Below are 19,192 nucleotides of genomic sequence, written 5' to 3' on the forward strand. Positions count from 1 at the left end.
ATGTCGAAACTCGGCACCCTCGGCGCCCGGCTCCACCGCGGCGAGGTCGGCTACGACTTCGTCGGCAAGCGCTTCATCTGGTACGGCGTCTCCGTCCTGATCACCGTCCTCGCCATCGTGGGCCTCGCCGTCCGCGGCCTGAACATGGGCATCGAGTTCCAGGGCGGCGCCGTCTTCACCACCCCGGAGACCAAGATCTCGGCCTCCCAGGCGGAGACGTACGCGGAAGACGCCGCGGGCCACGACGCCATCGTGCAGGAGCTCGGTTCCGGCGGACTGCGCATCCAGGTCTCCGGCGTCGACACCGCCAAGTCCGACCAGATCAAGGAACAGCTCGCCCAGGACCTCAAGGTCGACGCGGAGAAGATCAACGCCGACCTCGTCGGCCCCAGCTGGGGCGACCAGATCGCCAACAAGGCCTGGCAGGGCCTCGGCATCTTCCTGGTCCTCGTGGTGATCTACCTGGCGATCGCCTTCGAGTGGCGGATGGCGCTCGCCGCCTTCGTGGCCCTCATCCACGACATCACGATCACGGTCGGCATCTACGCCCTGGTCGGCTTCGAGGTGACACCGGGCACGGTGATCGGTCTGCTGACCATCCTCGGTTACTCGCTCTACGACACGGTCGTCGTCTTCGACAGCCTCAAGGAGCAGACGAAGGACCTCACCAAGCAGACCCGCTGGACGTACAGCGAGATCGCCAACCGCTCGATCAACGGCACCCTGGTCCGCTCCATCAACACCACGGTGGTCGCGCTGCTGCCGGTCGCCGGCCTGCTGTTCATCGGCGGCGGCGTCCTCGGCGCCGGCATGCTGAACGACATCTCCCTGTCGCTGTTCGTGGGTCTGGCCGCCGGTGCGTACTCCTCGATCTTCATCGCCACGCCGCTCGTCGCCGACCTCAAGGAGCGCGAGCCGAAGATGAAGGCCCTCAAGAAGCGCGTCCTGGCCAAGCGGGCACAATCCGCGGGCCAGGACCAGGACGGGACCGACCCGGCCGAAGCCGGTGACGAGCCGTACGGCGACGAGCCGGAGGACGCCACCCCCGCGGTCGTCGGCCCCCGCCACCAGCCCGCGTCCCGCACCCGGGGACGCGGCCGACCCTCCGGAAAGCGTCGATGACCGACATTCAAGAACTCCTGCTCAGCCGCATCCGCGACGTCCGTGACTACCCGCAGCCCGGTGTGATGTTCAAGGACATCACGCCCCTGCTGGCGGACCCGGAGGCGTTCGGCGCCCTCACCGACACCCTGGCGGAGATCGCCGTCGGCAACGGCGCCACCAAGATCGTCGGTCTGGAGGCGCGCGGCTTCATCCTCGGCGCACCGGTCGCCGTCCGCGCCGGCGTCGGCTTCATCCCCGTGCGCAAGGCGGGCAAGCTCCCCGGAGCGACCCTCAGCCAGGCGTACGACCTGGAGTACGGCACCGCGGAGATCGAGGTGCACGCCGAGGACCTCGCCGCCGGCGACCGCGTCATGGTCATCGACGACGTCCTCGCCACGGGCGGCACCGCCGAGGCCTCGCTCCAGCTCATCCGCCGGGCAGGAGCCGAGGTCGCGGGCGTCGCCGTCCTGATGGAGCTGGGCTTCCTCGGCGGCCGGGCCCGCCTGGAGCCGGCCCTCGCGGGCGCCCCGCTGGAGGCCCTGCTCCAGGTCTGAGCAGCCCCCTGACAGGGGCGGGCCCACCAGGACCGTCGTAGCCCCGCACAGGAGCACACAGCACCGCGGAGGCGGGCACCGGAGGAATCCGGTGCCCGCTTCACGCGTTTCTCCAGTGCAAGGGCGTCTCACCGGTCGAAGACGAGCCAAAAGCCCGGGATCGCTACCATGGGGTCTCCGGAGCCTGACCGGGGGACCCGGATCGCGCACGAGGAGCCCTCTTGGCAGACGAGGCCCAGCCACTGACCGCCGCCAAGCCCGAGCAGACGCCGGGACCCGCGGCCACGCCCGCGCCGGGTGCGCAGAACTCCGCGCAGGGCACGGGCGAGCACGCCCGGTCCGCGCCGGGCCGGACGGCCGAACAGCCACGGCCCGCCAGGCCGACGGCGCCGGAGCGCACGGCCGCCGTACCGGCACGCCCGGCCACGAGCCAGCCCTCGCGCTCGGGAGGCTCCTCCAACCGCGTCCGCGCCCGGCTGGCCCGCCTCGGCGTCCAGCGCTCCAACCCGTACAACCCGGTCCTGGAGCCACTGCTGCGGATCGTGCGCAGCAACGACCCCAAGATCGAGACGGCCACGCTGCGCCAGATCGAGAAGGCCTACCAGGTCGCCGAGCGCTGGCACCGCGGCCAGAAGCGCAAGAGCGGCGACCCGTACATCACCCACCCGCTCGCGGTCACCACGATCCTCGCCGAGCTCGGCATGGACCCCGCTACCCTGATGGCGGGCCTGCTGCACGACACCGTCGAGGACACCGAGTACGGCCTGGAGCAGCTCCGCCGCGACTTCGGCGACGTGGTCGCCCTCCTCGTCGACGGCGTCACCAAGCTGGACAAGGTCAAGTTCGGCGAGGCCGCGCAGGCCGAGACCGTGCGCAAGATGGTCGTGGCCATGGCCAAGGACCCGCGTGTCCTGGTCATCAAGCTCGCCGACCGCCTGCACAACATGCGCACCATGCGCTACCTCAAGCGCGAGAAGCAGGAGAAGAAGGCGCGCGAGACCCTGGAGATCTACGCGCCGCTCGCCCACCGCCTGGGCATGAACACCATCAAGTGGGAGCTGGAGGACCTCGCCTTCGCGATCCTCTACCCCAAGATGTACGACGAGATCGTCCGACTGGTCGCCGAGCGCGCCCCCAAGCGCGACGAGTACCTCGCGATCGTGACCGACGAGGTCCAGTCCGACCTGCGCGCGGCCCGCATCAAGGCGACCGTCACCGGCCGCCCCAAGCACTACTACAGCGTCTACCAGAAGATGATCGTCCGCGGCCGGGACTTCGCGGAGATCTACGACCTGGTGGGCATCCGCGTCCTGGTGGACACGGTCCGCGACTGCTACGCGGCGCTGGGCACGGTCCACGCCCGCTGGAACCCGGTCCCGGGGCGGTTCAAGGACTACATCGCGATGCCCAAGTTCAACATGTACCAGTCGCTGCACACGACGGTCATCGGACCCAACGGCAAGCCGGTCGAGCTCCAGATCCGCACGTTCGACATGCACCGCCGCGCCGAGTACGGCATCGCCGCGCACTGGAAGTACAAGCAGGAGGCTGTCGCGGGCGCCTCCAAGGTCCGTACGGACGTCCCCAAGACCTCCGGCAAGGACAAGGACGCCATCAACGACATGGCGTGGCTGCGGCAGCTGCTGGACTGGCAGAAGGAGACCGAGGACCCGAGCGAGTTCCTGGAGTCCCTGCGCTTCGACCTCTCCCGCAACGAGGTCTTCGTCTTCACGCCGAAGGGCGACGTCATAGCGCTCCCGGCGGGCGCCACCCCGGTCGACTTCGCGTACGCGGTCCACACCGAGGTCGGCCACCGCACGATAGGCGCACGTGTCAACGGCCGCCTCGTGCCGCTGGAGTCCACCCTGGACAACGGCGACCTGGTGGAGGTGTTCACCTCCAAGGCGACCGGCGCCGGCCCGTCCCGGGACTGGCTCGGCTTCGTCAAGTCACCGCGGGCCCGCAACAAGATCCGCGCCTGGTTCTCCAAGGAGCGCCGCGACGAGGCGATCGAGCAGGGCAAGGACGCCATCGTCCGCGCCATGCGCAAGCAGAACCTGCCGATCCAGCGCATCCTCACCGGCGACTCGCTGGTCACGCTCGCGCACGAGATGCGCTACCCCGACATCTCGGCCCTGTACGCGGCGATCGGCGAGGGCCATGTCTCCGCGCCGAACGTGGTGCAGAAGCTCGTCCAGGCCCTCGGCGGCGAGGAGGCGGCCACCGAGGAGATCGACGAGCCGGTCCCGTCCACGCGCGGGCGTGGCCGCCGCAAGCGCCGCAGCAGCAACGACCCGGGTGTGGTCGTCAAGGGCGTCGACGACGTCTGGGTCAAGCTCGCCCGCTGCTGCACGCCCGTCCCCGGCGACCCGATCATCGGCTTCGTGACCCGCGGCAGCGGCGTCTCCGTACACCGCAGCGACTGCGTCAACGTCGACTCGCTCTCCCGCGAGCCGGAGCGCATCCTCGACGTCGAGTGGGCGCCCACCCAGTCCTCGGTCTTCCTGGTCGCCATCCAGGTCGAGGCGCTGGACCGCTCCCGGCTTCTCTCGGACGTCACCCGCGTCCTGTCCGACCAGCACGTCAACATCCTCTCGGCCGCGGTGCAGACCTCCCGCGACCGCGTGGCCACCTCCCGCTTCACCTTCGAGATGGGCGACCCGAAGCACCTCGGACACGTCCTGAAGGCCGTACGGGGCGTGGAGGGCGTGTACGACGTGTACCGGGTGACGTCGGCGCGACAGCAGCGCTAGCGCATACGACGGTGCCGCCTCCCCGAAGCAGGGGGAGGCGGCACCGTCGTACGGGGAACCGGCGTCAGCCGCCGAACTCCTGCAGCCCCTTCAGCGCCTGGTCCAGCAGTGCCTGACGGCCGTCCAGCTCCTGCTGGAGCTTGTCGGCCTTGGCGTCGTTGCCGGCGGCGCGGGCCGCCTCGATCTGGCCCTTCAGCTTGTCGACGGCCGCCTGGAGCTGGCCCGTGAGCCCCTCGGCCCGGGCGCGGGCCTCCGGGTTCGTACGGCGCCACTCCGCTTCCTCGGAGTCCTGGAGGGCCCGCTCCACCGCGTGCATCCGGCCCTCCACCTTGGGGCGGGCGTCCCGCGGGACGTGGCCGATGGCCTCCCAGCGCTCGTTGATGGAGCGGAACGCGGCACGCGCCGCCTTCAGGTCCGTGACCGGCAGCAGCCGCTCCGCCTCCTCGGCCAGCTCCTCCTTGAGCTTGAGGTTCTCGGCCTGCTCGGCGTCACGCTCGGCGAACACGGCACCGCGGGCGGCGAAGAACACGTCCTGGGCGCCGCGGAAGCGGTTCCACAGGTCGTCCTCGTGCTCGCGCTGCGCGCGGCCCGCCGCCTTCCACTCCGCCATCAGTTCGCGGTAGCGGGCCGCGGTCGGCCCCCAGTCCGTCGAGTCCGACAGCGCCTCGGCCTCCGCGACCAGCCGCTCCTTGACCTTGCGGGCGTCCTCGCGCTGCGCGTCCAGCTGCGCGAAGTGCGCCTTGCGCCGCTTGGAGAACGCCGAGCGGGCGTGCGAGAAGCGGTGCCACAGCTCGTCGTCCGACTTGCGGTCCAGCCGCGGCAGCCCCTTCCAGGTGTCCACCAGCGCCCGCAGCCGCTCACCGGCCGACCGCCACTGGTCGGACTGGGCCAGCTGCTCCGCCTCGGTGACCAGCGCCTCCTTGGCATGGCGCGCCTCGTCGGACTGCTTGGCCCGCTGTACCTTGCGCTCCTCGCGGCGTGCCTCGACGGTCTCGACGAGCTTGTCCAGCCGGGTCCGCAGCGCGTCCAGGTCCCCCACCGCGTGGTGCGCGTCCACCTGCTCCCGCAGATGGCCGATCGCGGTCTGGGCGTCCTTGGCCGACAGGTCGGTGGTCCGTACCCGTCGCTCGAGGAGGCCGATCTCGACAACGAGGCCTTCGTACTTGCGCTCGAAGTAGGCCAGCGCCTCCTCGGGAGAGCCGGCCTGCCAGGAGCCGACGACCTGCTCGCCGTCGGCCGTACGCACGTACACGGTCCCCGTCTCGTCGACGCGGCCCCACGGGTCGCTGCTCACAGCGCCTCCTCCACATGATGCCTGCGGGGGCCTGCTGCACCCCCGGGCATCGTCCACAGTTTCGTCACGGCCAACATAGGCGACCGGCGGGGCGGCTGTCCGCATCCCGCGCGACCGAAATTTCGCAGCTGGCGGTCAGGATTCGGTGACGGTCGCCTTGTCGATCACCACGGTCGCGTTCGGTGCGCCGTCCCCCATGCCCGTGTTCTCGCCCGCCTCGGCGATCTTCTTCAGGACCTTCATGCCCGATTCGGAAATCGTCCCGAACGGTGTGTAGTTGGCCGGCAGCTGACTGTCCTCGTAGACGAGGAAGAACTGGCTGCCGCCGGTGTCGCGGCCCTCGCCGGTCTGGGCGTTGTACTGGTTGGCCATGGCGACCGTTCCCGCCGGGTACACGTCGCCCTTGAGGCTCTTGTCCTTCAGGTTCTCGTCCGGGATCGTGTAGCCGGGTCCGCCCGCGCCGGTGCCCTGCGGGTCGCCGCACTGGAGCACGTAGATGCCGGACGTGGTGAGCCGGTGGCACTTCGTGTGGTCCAGGTAACCCTTGCCCACCAGGAAGTTGAACGAGTTCACCGTGTGCGGTGCCTTGGACGCGTCCATGGCTATGTCGATGTCACCGCAGGTGGTCTGCAGCGCCATCGTGTACGTCGCGCTCTTGTCGATGGTGATCTCGGGCTCCTTCTTGAACGTGAGCTCCTTCACCTCGCCCTTCGCGGCCTTCTCGCACGGGTCCGGCGCCTTGCTGGCCGAGGCGCTCGGAGTCACCTCCGCGCTCGCGTTCTCCTTGCTGTCGTCGCCCTTCAGTACGTCGGTCGTGTAGAGCCCGACACTGCCGATGACGATCACGCCGAGGACCGAGGCGATCACGGAGTTGCGGATGCGGGCCTTGCGCCGCGCGGCCGTACGCCGCTGCTGCTGCCGCAAGAACTTCTCCCGGGCGAGCTGACGCCGCCGCTGTTCCTGGCTGACCACCGGGTTCTCTCCTCATGCGTCTGTGTATGTCCACCGGTACGCGTGCGTCCTGTGCGCCGACCGCCTGCGTGTGCCCCGTACCGTATATGGGTTCGCTGAGGAAACGGCACCGCCGGTAGGCTCTGATCCGCGGCACGACGCTCCGCGGCGGTCCGCCAAGCCACTCACCTCGTACGACACAACGAAGGACGAACGTGCTCATTGCCGGGTTCCCCGCCGGGGCCTGGGGGACCAACTGCTACCTGGTCGCCCCCGCCGCCGGCGAGGAGTGCGTGATCATCGACCCGGGCCATCAGGCCGCCCAGGGAGTCGAGGAGGCACTGAAGAAGCATCGGCTCAAGCCCGTCGCCGTCGTCCTCACCCACGGCCACATCGACCATGTGGCCTCGGTCGTCCCGGTGTGCGGCGCGCACGACGTACCGGCGTGGATCCACCCCGCGGACCGCTACATGATGAGCGATCCGGAGAAGGCGCTCGGCCGTTCCATCGGGATGCCGCTGATGGGCGAGCTGGCCGTGGGGGAGCCCGACGACGTCAAGGAGCTGGCCGACGGCTCGCGGCTGGAGCTCGCGGGGCTGACGTTCTCCGTCGCGCACGCGCCCGGCCATACCAAGGGGTCGGTGACCTTCCGGATGCCCGAACAGGCGGACATCCCGTCCGTCTTCTTCTCGGGCGATCTGCTCTTCGCCGGCTCCATCGGACGCACCGACCTGCCCGGCGGTGACATGGCCGAGATGCTCGACTCGCTGGCCCGCGTGTGCCTGCCCCTCGACGACTCGACCGTGGTGCTGTCCGGCCACGGCTCCCAGACGACCATCGGCCAGGAGCGCGCCACCAACCCGTATCTGCGGCAGGTGGCCGCCGGCCAGGGCGCGGACCCGACGTCCGCTCCCCGACGAGGAATGTGACGAGAGACTTTCGTGAGCACCTTCAAGGCCCCCAAGGGCACGTACGACCTGCTGCCCCCGGACAGCGCCAAGTACCTCGCCGTCCGCGAGGCCATCGCCGCCCCGCTGCGCGCCTCCGGGTACGGCTACATCGAGACGCCCGGCTTCGAGAACGTCGAGCTGTTCGCGCGCGGCGTCGGTGAGTCCACCGACATCGTGACCAAGGAGATGTACGCCTTCGAGACCAAGGGCGGCGACCGGCTGGCCCTGCGCCCCGAGGGCACCGCCTCCGTCCTGCGCGCGGCCCTGGAGGGCAGCCTGCACAAGGCGGGCAACCTCCCGGTCAAGCTCTGGTACTCGGGCTCGTACTACCGCTACGAGCGCCCCCAGAAGGGCCGGTACCGCCACTTCTCGCAGGTCGGCGCCGAGGCGATCGGCGCCGAGGACCCGGCCCTGGACGCCGAGCTGATCATCCTGGCCGACCAGGCGTACCGCTCGCTGGGGCTCAGGAACTTCCGCATCCTCCTGAACTCCCTGGGCGACAAGGAGTGCCGCCCGGTCTACCGCGCCGCCCTCCAGGACTTCCTGCGCGGCCTGGACCTCGACGAGGAGACCCTGCGCCGCGCCGAGATCAACCCGCTGCGCGTCCTCGACGACAAGCGCCCCGACGTCCAGAAGCAGCTGGTGGACGCCCCGCTGCTGCGCGACTATCTGTGCGACGCCTGCAAGGCGTACCACGAGGAGGTCCGCGAGCTGATCACCGCGGCGGGCGTGGCCTTCGAGGACGACCCGAAGCTGGTCCGCGGCCTCGACTACTACACGCGGACGACCTTCGAGTTCGTCCACGACGGCCTCGGCTCCCAGTCCGCGGTGGGCGGCGGCGGCCGCTACGACGGCCTCTCGGAGATGATCGGCGGCCCCGCGCTGCCGTCGGTGGGCTGGGCCCTCGGCGTGGACCGCACGGTCCTCGCCCTGGAGGCGGAGGGCGTCGAGCTCGCCCTGCCCGCGGCCACCAGCGTCTACGCGGTACCGCTCGGCGAGGAGGCCCGCCGGGTGCTGTTCGCCAAGGTCACCGAGTTGCGCAAGGTGGGCGTCGCGGCGGACTTCGCGTTCGGTGGCAAGGGACTCAAGGCGGCGATGAAGGCTGCCAACCGGTCGGGCGCCCGCTACGCACTCGTGCTGGGCGAGCGTGACCTCGCCGAGAATGTCGTCCAGCTCAAGGACATGGAGTCCGGCGAGCAGAGGGCGATCGGTGTGAACGAGATCGTCGCGGAACTGGAGTCGCTGCTGCAGAGGTAGCCGTACTTCGCGCAGCAAGAAGACGCCGGGCGGTCACATGGCCGCCCGGCGTCGCAACCCCGCGTCGGCGGGGAGCAGGCTCCGCTCCGGTTCGTGTTGTTCATGGCGCCCGGATCACCCCCGCGTCGCGTCGGCGGGGAGGCCCGCATGCGGAGCGCTCGGAACAACGAGTCGTGAGCCGTGAGGTCACGCAGCCGCCCACGGGGCCCGAAGGTCCCTGAGACGCTCCCCGAACGTCCTTCCTTACGTCCGTCCGACGGCCGACGGCCGAGTGTGTACGGCACAATGACGGTGCTGGACGGCTTCTTCGACGACGCTACGGATACGACGTGATGAGCAAGACAACAGTCAAGAACGTCCCCATCGAACGGGAACCCGCCGACGCCTCGCGCGCCCCCGCGGTGGGCGCCGGGCGCGCTTTCGCGATCATGCTGCTGATCACGGGCGCGGCCGGACTGCTGGCCTCCTGGGTCATCACGATCGACAAGTTCAAGCTGCTCGAGGACCCGAACTTCACCCCCGGGTGCAGCCTCAACCCGGTCGTCTCCTGCGGCAACATCATGAAGAGCGACCAGGCGTCGGTCTTCGGCTTCCCGAACCCGATGCTCGGCCTCGTCGCGTACGGCATGGTGATCTGCGTCGGGATGAGCCTGCTCGCGCGCGCGTCCTTCCCGCGCTGGTACTGGCTCACCTTCAACGCCGGCACGCTCTTCGGTGTCGGCTTCGTCACCTGGCTCCAGTTCCAGTCCCTGTACCGGATCAACTCGCTGTGCCTGTGGTGCTGCCTGGCCTGGGTCGCCACGATCGTCATGTTCTGGTACGTGACGTCGTTCAACGTACGCAACGGCCATCTGCCCGCGCCGGGCTGGCTCAAGGGCTTCTTCGGCGAGTTCACCTGGGTCCTGCCCGTGATGCACATCGGCGTCATCGGCATGCTGATCCTGACCCGCTGGTGGGACTTCTGGACGAGCTGACGGCGCCCGCCGCGCTGTCAGTGCGGTGATTTAGGGTTTCAGCGTGGAGCCCGACCTGTTCACCGCCGCCGCAGAAGAACGCCAGGAGAAGGAACCGTCCAGCAGCCCCCTGGCGGTACGGATGCGCCCCCGCACCCTCGACGAGGTCGTGGGCCAGCAGCACCTGCTGAAGCCGGGCTCGCCCCTGCGCAGACTCGTCGGCGAGTCCGGCGGCGGCCCGGCCGGCCCCTCCTCGGTGATCCTGTGGGGCCCGCCCGGCACCGGCAAGACGACCCTCGCGTACGTCGTCTCCAAGGCCACCAACAAGCGCTTCGTGGAGCTCTCCGCGATCACCGCGGGCGTCAAGGAGGTCCGCGCGGTCATCGACGGCGCCCGCCGCGCCACCGGCGGCTACGGCACCGAGACCGTCCTCTTCCTCGACGAGATCCACCGCTTCAGCAAGGCCCAGCAGGACTCCCTGCTCCCCGCCGTGGAGAACCGCTGGGTCACGCTGATCGCGGCGACGACGGAGAACCCGTACTTCTCCGTGATCTCCCCCCTGCTCTCCCGCTCCCTCCTCCTCACCCTTGAACCGCTCACCGACGACGACCTGCGCGGACTGCTCCGCCGGGCCCTCACCGACGAGCGCGGCCTCAAGGAGTCCGTCACCCTCCCCGAGGAGACGGAGGAGCATCTGCTGCGCATCGCCGGCGGCGACGCCCGCCGCGCCCTCACCGCCCTGGAGGCAGCGGCCGGCGCCGCTCTCGACAAGGGGGAGACGGAGATAGGCCTCCAGACCCTGGAGGAGACCGTCGACCGGGCCGCGGTGAAGTACGACCGCTCCGGCGACCAGCACTACGACGTGGCCAGCGCCCTCATCAAGTCCATCCGCGGCTCCGACGTCGACGCGGCCCTGCACTACCTGGCCCGCATGATCGAGGCGGGGGAGGACCCCCGGTTCATCGCCCGGCGGCTGATGATCTCCGCCAGCGAGGACATCGGCCTCGCCGACCCGAACGCGCTGCCCATCGCGGTCGCCGCCGCCCAGGCCGTCGCCATGATCGGCTTCCCCGAGGCCGCCCTCACCCTCAGCCACGCCACCATCGCGCTCGCCCTCGCCCCCAAGTCCAACGCGGCGACCACCGCCATCGGCGCCGCCATGGAGGACGTCCGCAAGGGCCTCGCCGGACCCGTGCCCCCGCACCTCCGGGACGGCCACTACAAGGGCGCCGCCAAGCTCGGCCACGCCCAGGGCTACGTGTACCCGCACGACCTGCCCGAGGGGATCGCCGCCCAGCAGTACGCCCCGGACGCGCTCAAGGACCGGCAGTACTACACCCCGACCCGGCACGGCGCCGAGGCGCGCTACGCGGACGCGGTGGAGTGGACCCGGAAGCACCTCGGTCGCAAGCGGTCCTGAGCACCCTGTAAACTCGCTCGGAGTGCCGAGTCCCGCGCTGTCAGAGCGGGACACCCGGCCGGAACCCCCAGCGGGTTCCAGGAGCGTCGCGCACCGTCGAAGGTGTCGCGGGCAGCCCACCACCACCCGGAGCCCCGGGAACGGTCGGTGGGCCACTCGCGTGCTGCACGTATGTGCCCAGACCAGGGGGCGGCTGCCCACCTCGGCCCTTAAGCGGGACGGGGCGGGATCCCCGGCTGCGGATGCGACCTCCCACAACCCTGACGAGCCGAACACTAGGAAAAGAGAAACAGTGGCGAACCAGTCCCGCCCCAAGGTCAAGAAGTCGCGTGCCCTCGGCATCGCGCTGACCCCGAAGGCCGTCAAGTACTTCGAGGCCCGCCCCTACCCGCCGGGTGAGCACGGCCGCGGCCGCAAGCAGAACTCGGACTACAAGGTCCGTCTGCTCGAGAAGCAGCGTCTGCGCGCGCAGTACGACGTGTCCGAGCGCCAGCTCGTCCGCGCCTACGAGCGTGCCTCCAAGGTCCAGGGCAAGACCGGTGAGGCCCTGATCATCGAGCTCGAGCGCCGTCTCGACGCCCTGGTCCTGCGTTCGGGCATCGCCCGCACGATCTACCAGGCCCGTCAGATGGTCGTCCACGGCCACATCGAGGTCAACGGCCAGAAGGTCGACAAGCCGTCCTTCCGCGTCAAGCCGGACGACGTCGTCATGGTCCGTGAGCGCAGCCGCCAGAAGCCGCTGTTCGAGGTCGCCCGCGAGGGTGGCTTCGCCGCGGACGGCGAGACCCCGCGCTACCTCCAGGTGAACCTCAAGGCCCTGGCGTTCCGCCTGGACCGCGAGCCGAACCGCAAGGAGATCCCGGTGATCTGCGACGAGCAGCTCGTCGTCGAGTACTACGCCCGTTGATCCTGCTTCGGCGGACGTAGTCCTCTCGCGCGTCAGCCCGTCGTCCTTCCCGCTTCTCCGAGGCGGGCGGGACGGCGGGCTTTCCGCATTCCGGTCACCGCGTCCGTGTCGCCGCTGGCGGACCGGGCGGCCGTTAATGCGGTACGGAGTGGCTTCCCGGGCGCGATAGGCTCGGTGCACGACTTTTCGATGTTCAGGCATGTACCAGGGAGCGGGTGCCACAGTGTCCGGTGGAGAGGTGGCCGGGATCCTGGTGGCCGTCTTCTGGGCGATCCTGGTCTCCTTCCTCGCCGTCGCGCTGGCGAGGCTGGCCCAGACGCTCAAGGCGACCACCAAACTCGTCGCGGACGTGACCGACCAGGCCGTCCCGCTGCTCGCCGACGCCTCCGACGCGGTCCGCTCCGCGCAGACGCAGCTCGACCGGGTCGACGCGATCGCCTCCGACGTGCAGGAAGTCACCTCCAACGCCTCGGCGCTCTCCACCACCGTCGCCTCCACCTTCGGCGGCCCGCTGGTGAAGGTCGCGGCGTTCGGCTACGGCGTGCGCCGGGCCCTCGGCGCCCGCAAGGAGGAGACGCCGGGCAAGGCGCCCCGCCGCACCGTGATCGTCGGCCGCACCGTCCCGTCCGCGCGCAAGGAGAAGCGCGGCCGGGGGAAGAAGGACTGACCCACCGATGTTCCGTCGTACGTTCTGGTTCACCACGGGCGTCGCCGCCGGTGTGTGGGCCACCACCAAGGTCAACCGCAAGCTGAAGCAGCTGACCCCGGAGAGCCTCGCCGCGACGGCGGCGAACAAGGCGCTCGAGGCCGGCCACCGCATCAAGGACCGCGCGGTGGACTTCGCGCTCGACGTCCGCGACGGCATGGCGCAGCGCGAGGAGCAGCTGGGCGACGCGCTCGGCCTGCACACGCCCGTCGACCAGCACGAGCTCCCTGCACCCCGGCAGCACGCCGCCATCGAGAACCGCACCACCCCCAAGTACGTCGAAGGCTCGACGTACCAGACGAACTCCTACAACTCGTACAACCGGAATGAGGACCACTGATGGAGTCGGCCGAAATCCGCCGCCGCTGGCTGAGCTTCTTCGAGGAGCGCGGGCACACCGTCGTCCCTTCGGCGTCGCTCATCGCGGACGACCCGACTCTGCTGCTCGTCCCGGCCGGCATGGTGCCCTTCAAGCCCTACTTCCTGGGTGAGGTCAAGCCGCCCTTCGACCGCGCCACCAGCGTGCAGAAGTGCGTGCGCACGCCCGACATCGAAGAGGTCGGCAAGACCACGCGGCACGGCACGTTCTTCCAGATGTGCGGCAACTTCTCCTTCGGCGACTACTTCAAGGAAGGCGCCATCAAGTACGCCTGGGAGCTGCTCACCACGCCCCAGGACAAGGGCGGCTACGGCCTGGAGCCGGAGAAGCTCTGGATCACCGTCTACCAGGACGACGACGAGGCCGAGCAGATCTGGCGCGACGTCGTCGGCGTCCCCGCCGAGCGCATCCAGCGCCTGGGCAAGAAGGACAACTTCTGGTCCATGGGCGTCCCCGGCCCCTGCGGTCCCTGCTCCGAGATCAACTACGACCGCGGTCCGGAGTTCGGCGTCGAGGGCGGCCCGGCCGTCAACGACGAGCGGTACGTGGAGATCTGGAACCTGGTCTTCATGCAGTACGAGCGCGGCGAGGGCACCTCGAAGGAGGACTTCGAGATCCTCGGCGACCTGCCGAGCAAGAACATCGACACGGGCCTCGGCCTGGAGCGCCTCGCCATGATTCTGCAGGGCGTGCAGAACATGTACGAGATCGACACCTCGATGGCCGTCATCAAGAAGGCCACCGAGCTGACCGGTGTCTCGTACGGCGACGCCCATGACTCGGACGTCTCCCTGCGCGTGGTCACCGACCACATGCGCACCTCCGTCATGCTCATCGGCGACGGCGTCAGCCCCGGCAACGAGGGCCGCGGCTATGTGCTGCGCCGCATCATGCGCCGCGCCATCCGCAACATGCGCCTGCTCGGCGCCACAGGGCCGGTCGTGAAGAACCTGGTCGACACCGTGATCGAGATGATGGGCCAGCAGTACCCGGAGCTCGTCACCGACCGCGAGCGGATCGAGAAGGTCGCCCTCGCCGAGGAGGCCCGCTTCCTCAAGACGCTGAACTCCGGCACCAACGTCCTGGACACCGCCGTCGCCGAGACCAAGGCCGCCGGCTCCTCCGTGCTGCCCGGCGACAAGGCGTTCCTGCTCCACGACACCTGGGGCTTCCCGATCGACCTCACCCTGGAGATGGCCGCCGAGCAGGGTCTCTCCGTGGACGAGGACGGCTTCCGCCGGCTGATGAAGGAGCAGCGGGAGCGCGCCAAGGCCGACGCCCAGGCCAAGAAGACCGGCCACGCCGACCTCGGCGCCTACCGCGAGATCGCCGACAGCTCCGGCGCCACCGACTTCATCGGCTACTCGGACACCGAGGGCGAGTCCCGGATCGTCGGCATCCTCGTCGACGGTGTGTCCTCCCCGGCCGCCACCGAGGGCGACGAGGTCGAGATCGTCCTCGACCGCACCCCGTTCTACGCCGAGGGCGGCGGCCAGATCGGCGACACCGGCCGCATCAAGGTCGACTCCGGCGCCGTCATCGAGGTCCGCGACTGCCAGAAGCCGGTCCCGGGCGTGTACGTCCACAAGGGCGTCGTCCAGGTCGGCGAGGTCACCGTCGGCGCCTCGGCCCACGCCTCGATCGACTCCCGCCGCCGCAAGGCCATCGCCCGCGCCCACTCGGCCACCCACCTGACCCACCAGGCCCTGCGCGACGCCCTCGGCCCGACGGCCGCCCAGGCCGGTTCCGAGAACCAGCCCGGCCGCTTCCGCTTCGACTTCGGCTCGCCGTCCGCCGTCCCGACGGCCGTGATGACCGACGTCGAGCAGAAGATCAACGAGGTGCTCGCCCGCGACCTGGACGTGCGCGCCGAGGTCATGGGTATCGACGAGGCCAAGAAGCAGGGCGCCATCGCCGAGTTCGGCGAGAAGTACGGCGACCGGGTCCGCGTCGTGACCATCGGCGACTTCTCCAAGGAGCTGTGCGGCGGCACGCACGTGCACAACACCGCCCAGCTGGGCCTGGTGAAGCTGCTCGGCGAGTCGTCGATCGGCTCCGGTGTGCGCCGTATCGAGGCCCTGGTGGGCGTCGACGCGTACAACTTCCTCGCCCGTGAGCACACGGTCGTCGCCCAGCTCCAGGAGCTGATCAAGGGCCGCCCGGAGGAGCTCCCGGAGAAGGTCTCCGCCATGCTCGGCAAGCTGAAGGACGCCGAGAAGGAGATCGAGAAGTTCCGCGCGGAGAAGGTCCTCCAGGCCGCCGCCGGGCTCGCCGAGTCCGCCAAGGACGTGCAGGGCGTCGCCGTGGTCACCGGTCAGGTCCCGGACGGTACGACCCCCGACGACCTGCGCAAGCTGGTCCTCGACGTGCGCGGCCGCATCCAGGGCGGCCGGGCCGCCGTGGTCGCCCTGTTCACCGTGAACAACGGCAAGCCGCTGACGGTCATCGCCACCAACGACGCCGCCCGCGACCGCGGCCTGAAGGCCGGTGACCTGGTCCGCACCGCCGCCAAGACCCTCGGCGGCGGCGGTGGCGGCAAGCCGGACGTCGCCCAGGGCGGCGGCCAGAACCCGGACGCCGTCGGCGAGGCCGTCCAGGCCGTCGAGCGCCTGGTCGCCGAGACCGCCAAGTAAGGGCCGGAACCATGCGCAGAGGACGTCGACTCGCGATCGACGTCGGGGACGCCCGTATCGGGGTCGCCTCGTGCGACCCCGACGGGATCCTCGCCACACCGGTCGAGACGGTGCCGGGACGCGACGTCCCGGCCGCCCAGCGCCGGCTCAAGCAGCTCGTCGAGGAGTACGAGCCCCTCGAGGTCGTCGTCGGCCTCCCTCGCTCCCTCAAGGGGGGCGAGGGCCCGGCGGCGGCCAAGGTCCGTGGCTTCGCCCAGGAGCTGGCGCGTGGCATCTCCCCCGTGCCGGTACGACTGGTGGACGAGCGGATGACCACGGTGACGGCCAGTCAGGGGCTGCGTGCCTCGGGCGTGAAGTCCAAGAAGGGCCGTTCGGTCATCGACCAGGCAGCCGCTGTGATCATCCTTCAGCAGGCGCTGGAATCCGAACGGGTGTCAGGCAAGCCGCCGGGAGAGGGCGTCGAAGTGGTTGTCTGATCGCGATACGGTAACGTTCCGCGCGATGCGATGGTGTTCGAACAGCCACCGCACAGAGAGAGGCGGGACGGAGGCCGGAACACCTGAGCCGGGCGACCGCCGCCTCGCGGCTCTAGGGGATCGATGACTGAGTATGGCCGGGGCCAAGGCTCCGAACCGTGGCATCCCGAGGACCCGTTGTACGGGGACGACGGATGGGGAGGGCAGCAGGCCCAGCAGCCCCCTTACGGCGGCCGGCCGCAGCACTATCCGCAGCAGCCGCAGCAGCAGGCGCAGTACGGCGACTGGGGCCAGGGCGGGCAGCCCGGTTACGGCGCGGGGCAGCAGTCGTACCCGCAGCAGTACGACGGGCAGAACCACCCGCAGTACGACGGACAGGGACAGCAGGGACAGCAGGGGTACCAGGGCGGCTGGGACACCGGGGCCCATGCGTTCGACGGGATGCACGGGGCGCCCGAGGCCCACGGGATCCAGGGGCAGCCCCAGGCGCAGTACCCCGCGGACCCCACGGACCCCTACGGGAACCAGGCCGGTGCGTACGGCGCCGAACAGCCCGACCGCTACGGCACCTCCGACGCGTACCCGCCGCCGGAGCAGCCCGGGCGCCGCCGCACCGAGCCCGAGCCCCGGGAGACCGACTGGGATCCCGGCCCCGATCAGGGCGAACACGCGTTCTTCGCGGGCGGAGACGACGACGAGGACGACGACGTCGACAGCGACGGCGGTCCGGGCGGGCGTGGCGGACGCGGTGACCGCCGGGGCCGGGGCGGCAAGGGAGCCAAGGCGGGCAAGGGCGGAAAGAAGCGCCGCAGCGGCTGTGCCTGCCTGGTGGTGGTGCTCGTCCTCGGCGGTGGCGTCGGCGGCGTCGGTTACTTCGGCTACCAGTTCTACCAAGACCGTTTCGGCGCGGCCCCGGACTACGCGGGGGAGGGCACGGACAAGACCGTGACCGTCACCATCTCCCAGGGCGCGAGCGGTTACACGATCGGCCAGGAGCTGAAGAAGGCCGACGTCGTCAAGAGCGTCGACGCGTTCGTGACCGCGCAGGCGAACAATCCCGACGGGGACAAGATCCAGGCCGGCGTCTACGTCCTCAACACGCAGATGTCCGCCGCGAACGCCGTCTCCCTCATGCTCGACCCCAAGAGCCGCAACAACCTGGTCATCGCCGAAGGACAGCGCAACGCCCAGATCTACAAGGCGATCGACAAGCGCCTGGAGCTGAAGTCGGGCACCACCGAGTCGGTCGCCGAGGACAAGTGGTCACAGCTCGGCCTGCCGGAGTGGGCGAACGACGACAAGGACATAAAGGACCCGCTCGAGGGCTTCCTCTACCCGTCCAGCTATCCCGTGGCCAAGGGCATGAAGCCCGAGGACGTGCTGAAGGAGATGGTGAACCTCTCCAAGCAGAAGTACGCCGAGTTCGGCCTGGAGAAGAAGGCCCAGAGCCTCGATCTGGAGGACCCGCTGCAGGTTCTCACCGTGGCGAGCCTCGTCCAGGCGGAGGGCAAGTACAAGCACGACTTCGAGAAGGTGGCGCGGGTCATCTACAACCGGCTCGAGCCCGACAACACCGAGACCTACGGCCTCCTCGACTTCGACTCGACGGTGAACTACCTGCGCGGCGAGTCCAAGCTCGCCACGGGACCGGTCGACGACCTGCGGCAGATAAACGATCCGTACAACACGTACAAGATCAGGGGTCTGCCTCCCGGGCCGATCGGCAACCCGGGCGAGGAGGCGATCAAGGCCTCGCTCGAACCCGCCGAGGGTGACTGGTACTACTTCGTCTCCATCAGTGAGGACGAGACGCTCTTCGCCGTGACGAACGAAGAGCACAACCGCAACCGCGAGAAGTACGAAGAGGCGCAGAACGGACAATGAGCGGCAACGACACCAAGCGCCGGGCCGCCGTGCTCGGCTCCCCGATCGACCACTCGCTCTCGCCGGTGCTGCACCGGGCCGCCTACGCGGCACTGGGGCTCGAGGGCTGGTCGTACGACCGCTTCGAGGTCGACGAGAGGACGCTGGAGACGTTCCTCGGCGGGCTCGGCCCCGAGTGGGCCGGGCTGTCGCTGACCATGCCGCTCAAGCGGGCCGTCATTCCGCTGCTGGACGGGATCAGCGAGACGGCGGCCTCGGTCGAGGCCGTCAACACCGTCGTGTTCACCGAGGACGGGCGGCGTACCGGCGACAACACCGACATCCCCGGGATGGTCGCCGCCCTGCGTGAGCGGGGCATCGAGCAGGTCGACTCGGCCGCGATCCTCGGCGCGGGCGCCACCGCCTCCTCCGCGCTGGCCGCGCTCGGCCGGATCTGCACCGGCGAGGTCGTGGCGTACGTACGCAGCGAGGCACGCGCCGCCGAGATGCGGCAGTGGGGCGAACGGCTCGGCGTCGAGGTGCGCACGGCCGACTGGGCGGACGCCGCCGAGGCGCTGCGCGCGCCGCTGGTCGTCGCGACGACCCCGGCCGGCACGACGGACGCGCTGGCGGCCGCCGTCCCGGAGATGCCCGCAACCCTGTTCGACGTGCTGTACGACCCGTGGCCGACCGAGCTGGCGGCGCGCTGGTCCATGTACGGCGGCGCCGTCGTCAGCGGCCTCGACCTGCTGGTGCACCAGGCGGTGCTGCAGGTCGAGCAGATGACGGGGCGTGTCCCGGCGCCGGTGGACGTCATGCGCAAGGCGGGCGAGGACGCGCTCGCGGCCCGCTGAAGGGCAGGTTCCGTCCCGCCTGATGGACCTCCGGCCGGTCCCGGCGCCCGGACATGGGAGGATCGTCCCTGGCGGGCCAGGGCCGCGCACCCGGTCACGCCGTTGCCGTACGCGAGGACGCGTGTACACCGCGGCAGA

At 70.1% G+C, this 19,192-nt stretch carries 16 protein-coding genes; 14 read left to right on the forward strand and 2 right to left on the reverse strand.

The features are described from left to right. The 3 genes from secF to IE242_RS14365 all read left to right on the forward strand — a co-directional run bounded on the left by secF (nucleotide 1) and on the right by IE242_RS14365 (nucleotide 4,411). Nucleotides 1–1,122 carry a protein translocase subunit SecF gene (gene secF / locus IE242_RS14355; protein ID WP_189859047.1) on the forward strand — a complete coding sequence of 374 codons (1,122 nt, stop codon included), beginning with the start codon at nucleotides 1–3 and terminating at the stop codon, nucleotides 1,120–1,122. Then, a complete protein-coding gene (locus IE242_RS14360) occupies nucleotides 1,119–1,658 on the forward strand; it encodes an adenine phosphoribosyltransferase (protein WP_189859049.1) in 540 nt (179 codons plus the stop codon). Before secF ends, IE242_RS14360 begins: the two co-directional genes overlap by 4 nt. A 221-nt stretch (nucleotides 1,659–1,879) precedes the next feature. Continuing rightward, nucleotides 1,880–4,411: a RelA/SpoT family protein gene (locus IE242_RS14365; protein ID WP_189859051.1), complete on the forward strand. Its 2,532-nt coding sequence runs from the start codon at nucleotides 1,880–1,882 to the stop codon at nucleotides 4,409–4,411. A 64-nt stretch (nucleotides 4,412–4,475) separates the two neighbouring features. On the opposite strand, the gene IE242_RS14370 is transcribed toward IE242_RS14365, so the two are convergent. Both IE242_RS14370 and IE242_RS14375 read right to left on the reverse strand, forming a co-directional pair. Then, nucleotides 4,476–5,705, reverse strand: coding sequence for a DUF349 domain-containing protein (locus tag IE242_RS14370; RefSeq protein ID WP_189859053.1), 1,230 nt, complete (start codon nucleotides 5,703–5,705; stop codon nucleotides 4,476–4,478). 135 nt (nucleotides 5,706–5,840) lie between these two features. Next, complete coding sequence (locus tag IE242_RS14375) at nucleotides 5,841–6,677, reverse strand: peptidylprolyl isomerase (RefSeq protein ID WP_189859055.1); 837 nt, start codon at nucleotides 6,675–6,677, stop codon at nucleotides 5,841–5,843. 194 nt (nucleotides 6,678–6,871) lie between these two features. Between IE242_RS14375 and IE242_RS14380 the strand changes: the two genes are divergently transcribed. From IE242_RS14380 to IE242_RS14430, 11 genes are all read left to right on the forward strand, one after another. Beyond that, nucleotides 6,872–7,585: an MBL fold metallo-hydrolase gene (locus IE242_RS14380; protein WP_189859057.1), complete on the forward strand. Its 714-nt coding sequence runs from the start codon at nucleotides 6,872–6,874 to the stop codon at nucleotides 7,583–7,585. 12 nt (nucleotides 7,586–7,597) lie between these two features. Beyond that, nucleotides 7,598–8,863: a histidine--tRNA ligase gene (gene hisS / locus IE242_RS14385; RefSeq protein ID WP_189859059.1), complete on the forward strand. Its 1,266-nt coding sequence runs from the start codon at nucleotides 7,598–7,600 to the stop codon at nucleotides 8,861–8,863. Between the two features lie 332 nt (nucleotides 8,864–9,195). Beyond that, complete coding sequence (locus IE242_RS14390; RefSeq protein ID WP_189859061.1) at nucleotides 9,196–9,837, forward strand: vitamin K epoxide reductase family protein; 642 nt, start codon at nucleotides 9,196–9,198, stop codon at nucleotides 9,835–9,837. A gap of 43 nt (nucleotides 9,838–9,880) precedes the next feature. Further along, nucleotides 9,881–11,236, forward strand: coding sequence for a replication-associated recombination protein A (locus tag IE242_RS14395; RefSeq protein WP_189859063.1), 1,356 nt, complete (start codon nucleotides 9,881–9,883; stop codon nucleotides 11,234–11,236). 292 nt (nucleotides 11,237–11,528) lie between these two features. Then, nucleotides 11,529–12,143 (forward strand): 30S ribosomal protein S4, encoded by a 615-nt coding sequence (gene rpsD, locus IE242_RS14400; RefSeq protein WP_030577314.1) that lies wholly within the window; start codon nucleotides 11,529–11,531, stop codon nucleotides 12,141–12,143. A 223-nt stretch (nucleotides 12,144–12,366) separates the two neighbouring features. Then, nucleotides 12,367–12,810, forward strand: coding sequence for a DUF948 domain-containing protein (locus IE242_RS14405; RefSeq protein WP_189859065.1), 444 nt, complete (start codon nucleotides 12,367–12,369; stop codon nucleotides 12,808–12,810). A gap of 7 nt (nucleotides 12,811–12,817) precedes the next feature. After that, a complete protein-coding gene (locus IE242_RS14410) occupies nucleotides 12,818–13,189 on the forward strand; it encodes a hypothetical protein (protein WP_189859067.1) in 372 nt (123 codons plus the stop codon). Beyond that, nucleotides 13,189–15,861, forward strand: a complete 2,673-nt coding sequence (gene alaS, locus IE242_RS14415; protein WP_189859069.1) for an alanine--tRNA ligase — start codon at nucleotides 13,189–13,191, stop codon at nucleotides 15,859–15,861. The genes IE242_RS14410 and alaS overlap by 1 nt, the downstream gene beginning before the upstream one ends. Nucleotides 15,862–15,872: 11 nt before the next feature. Continuing rightward, nucleotides 15,873–16,337: a Holliday junction resolvase RuvX gene (ruvX, locus tag IE242_RS14420; RefSeq protein ID WP_189859071.1), complete on the forward strand. Its 465-nt coding sequence runs from the start codon at nucleotides 15,873–15,875 to the stop codon at nucleotides 16,335–16,337. Between the two features lie 123 nt (nucleotides 16,338–16,460). Next, complete coding sequence (gene mltG / locus IE242_RS14425; RefSeq protein ID WP_189859072.1) at nucleotides 16,461–18,221, forward strand: endolytic transglycosylase MltG; 1,761 nt, start codon at nucleotides 16,461–16,463, stop codon at nucleotides 18,219–18,221. Continuing rightward, a complete protein-coding gene (locus IE242_RS14430; RefSeq protein ID WP_189859074.1) occupies nucleotides 18,218–19,054 on the forward strand; it encodes a shikimate dehydrogenase in 837 nt (278 codons plus the stop codon). The genes mltG and IE242_RS14430 overlap by 4 nt, the downstream gene beginning before the upstream one ends. Nucleotides 19,055–19,192: the final 138 nt, after the last annotated feature.

It is taken from the genome of Streptomyces poonensis (assembly GCF_014650915.1).
GTDB classification, from domain to species: domain Bacteria; phylum Actinomycetota; class Actinomycetes; order Streptomycetales; family Streptomycetaceae; genus Streptomyces; species Streptomyces poonensis.

Excerpts from the sequence above, each read along its gene's own strand:
- secF (WP_189859047.1), top strand. The coding sequence starts at position 1 with ATGTCGAAACTCGGCACCCTCGGCGCCCGGCTCCACCGCGGCGAGGTC.
- IE242_RS14360 (WP_189859049.1), top strand. The coding sequence starts at position 1,119 with ATGACCGACATTCAAGAACTCCTGCTCAGCCGCATCCGCGACGTCCGT.
- IE242_RS14390 (WP_189859061.1), top strand. The coding sequence starts at position 9,196 with ATGAGCAAGACAACAGTCAAGAACGTCCCCATCGAACGGGAACCCGCC.
- IE242_RS14410 (WP_189859067.1), top strand. The coding sequence starts at position 12,818 with ATGTTCCGTCGTACGTTCTGGTTCACCACGGGCGTCGCCGCCGGTGTG.
- alaS (WP_189859069.1), top strand. The coding sequence starts at position 13,189 with ATGGAGTCGGCCGAAATCCGCCGCCGCTGGCTGAGCTTCTTCGAGGAG.
- ruvX (WP_189859071.1), top strand. The coding sequence starts at position 15,873 with ATGCGCAGAGGACGTCGACTCGCGATCGACGTCGGGGACGCCCGTATC.
- mltG (WP_189859072.1), top strand. The coding sequence starts at position 16,461 with ATGACTGAGTATGGCCGGGGCCAAGGCTCCGAACCGTGGCATCCCGAG.
- IE242_RS14430 (WP_189859074.1), top strand. The coding sequence starts at position 18,218 with ATGAGCGGCAACGACACCAAGCGCCGGGCCGCCGTGCTCGGCTCCCCG.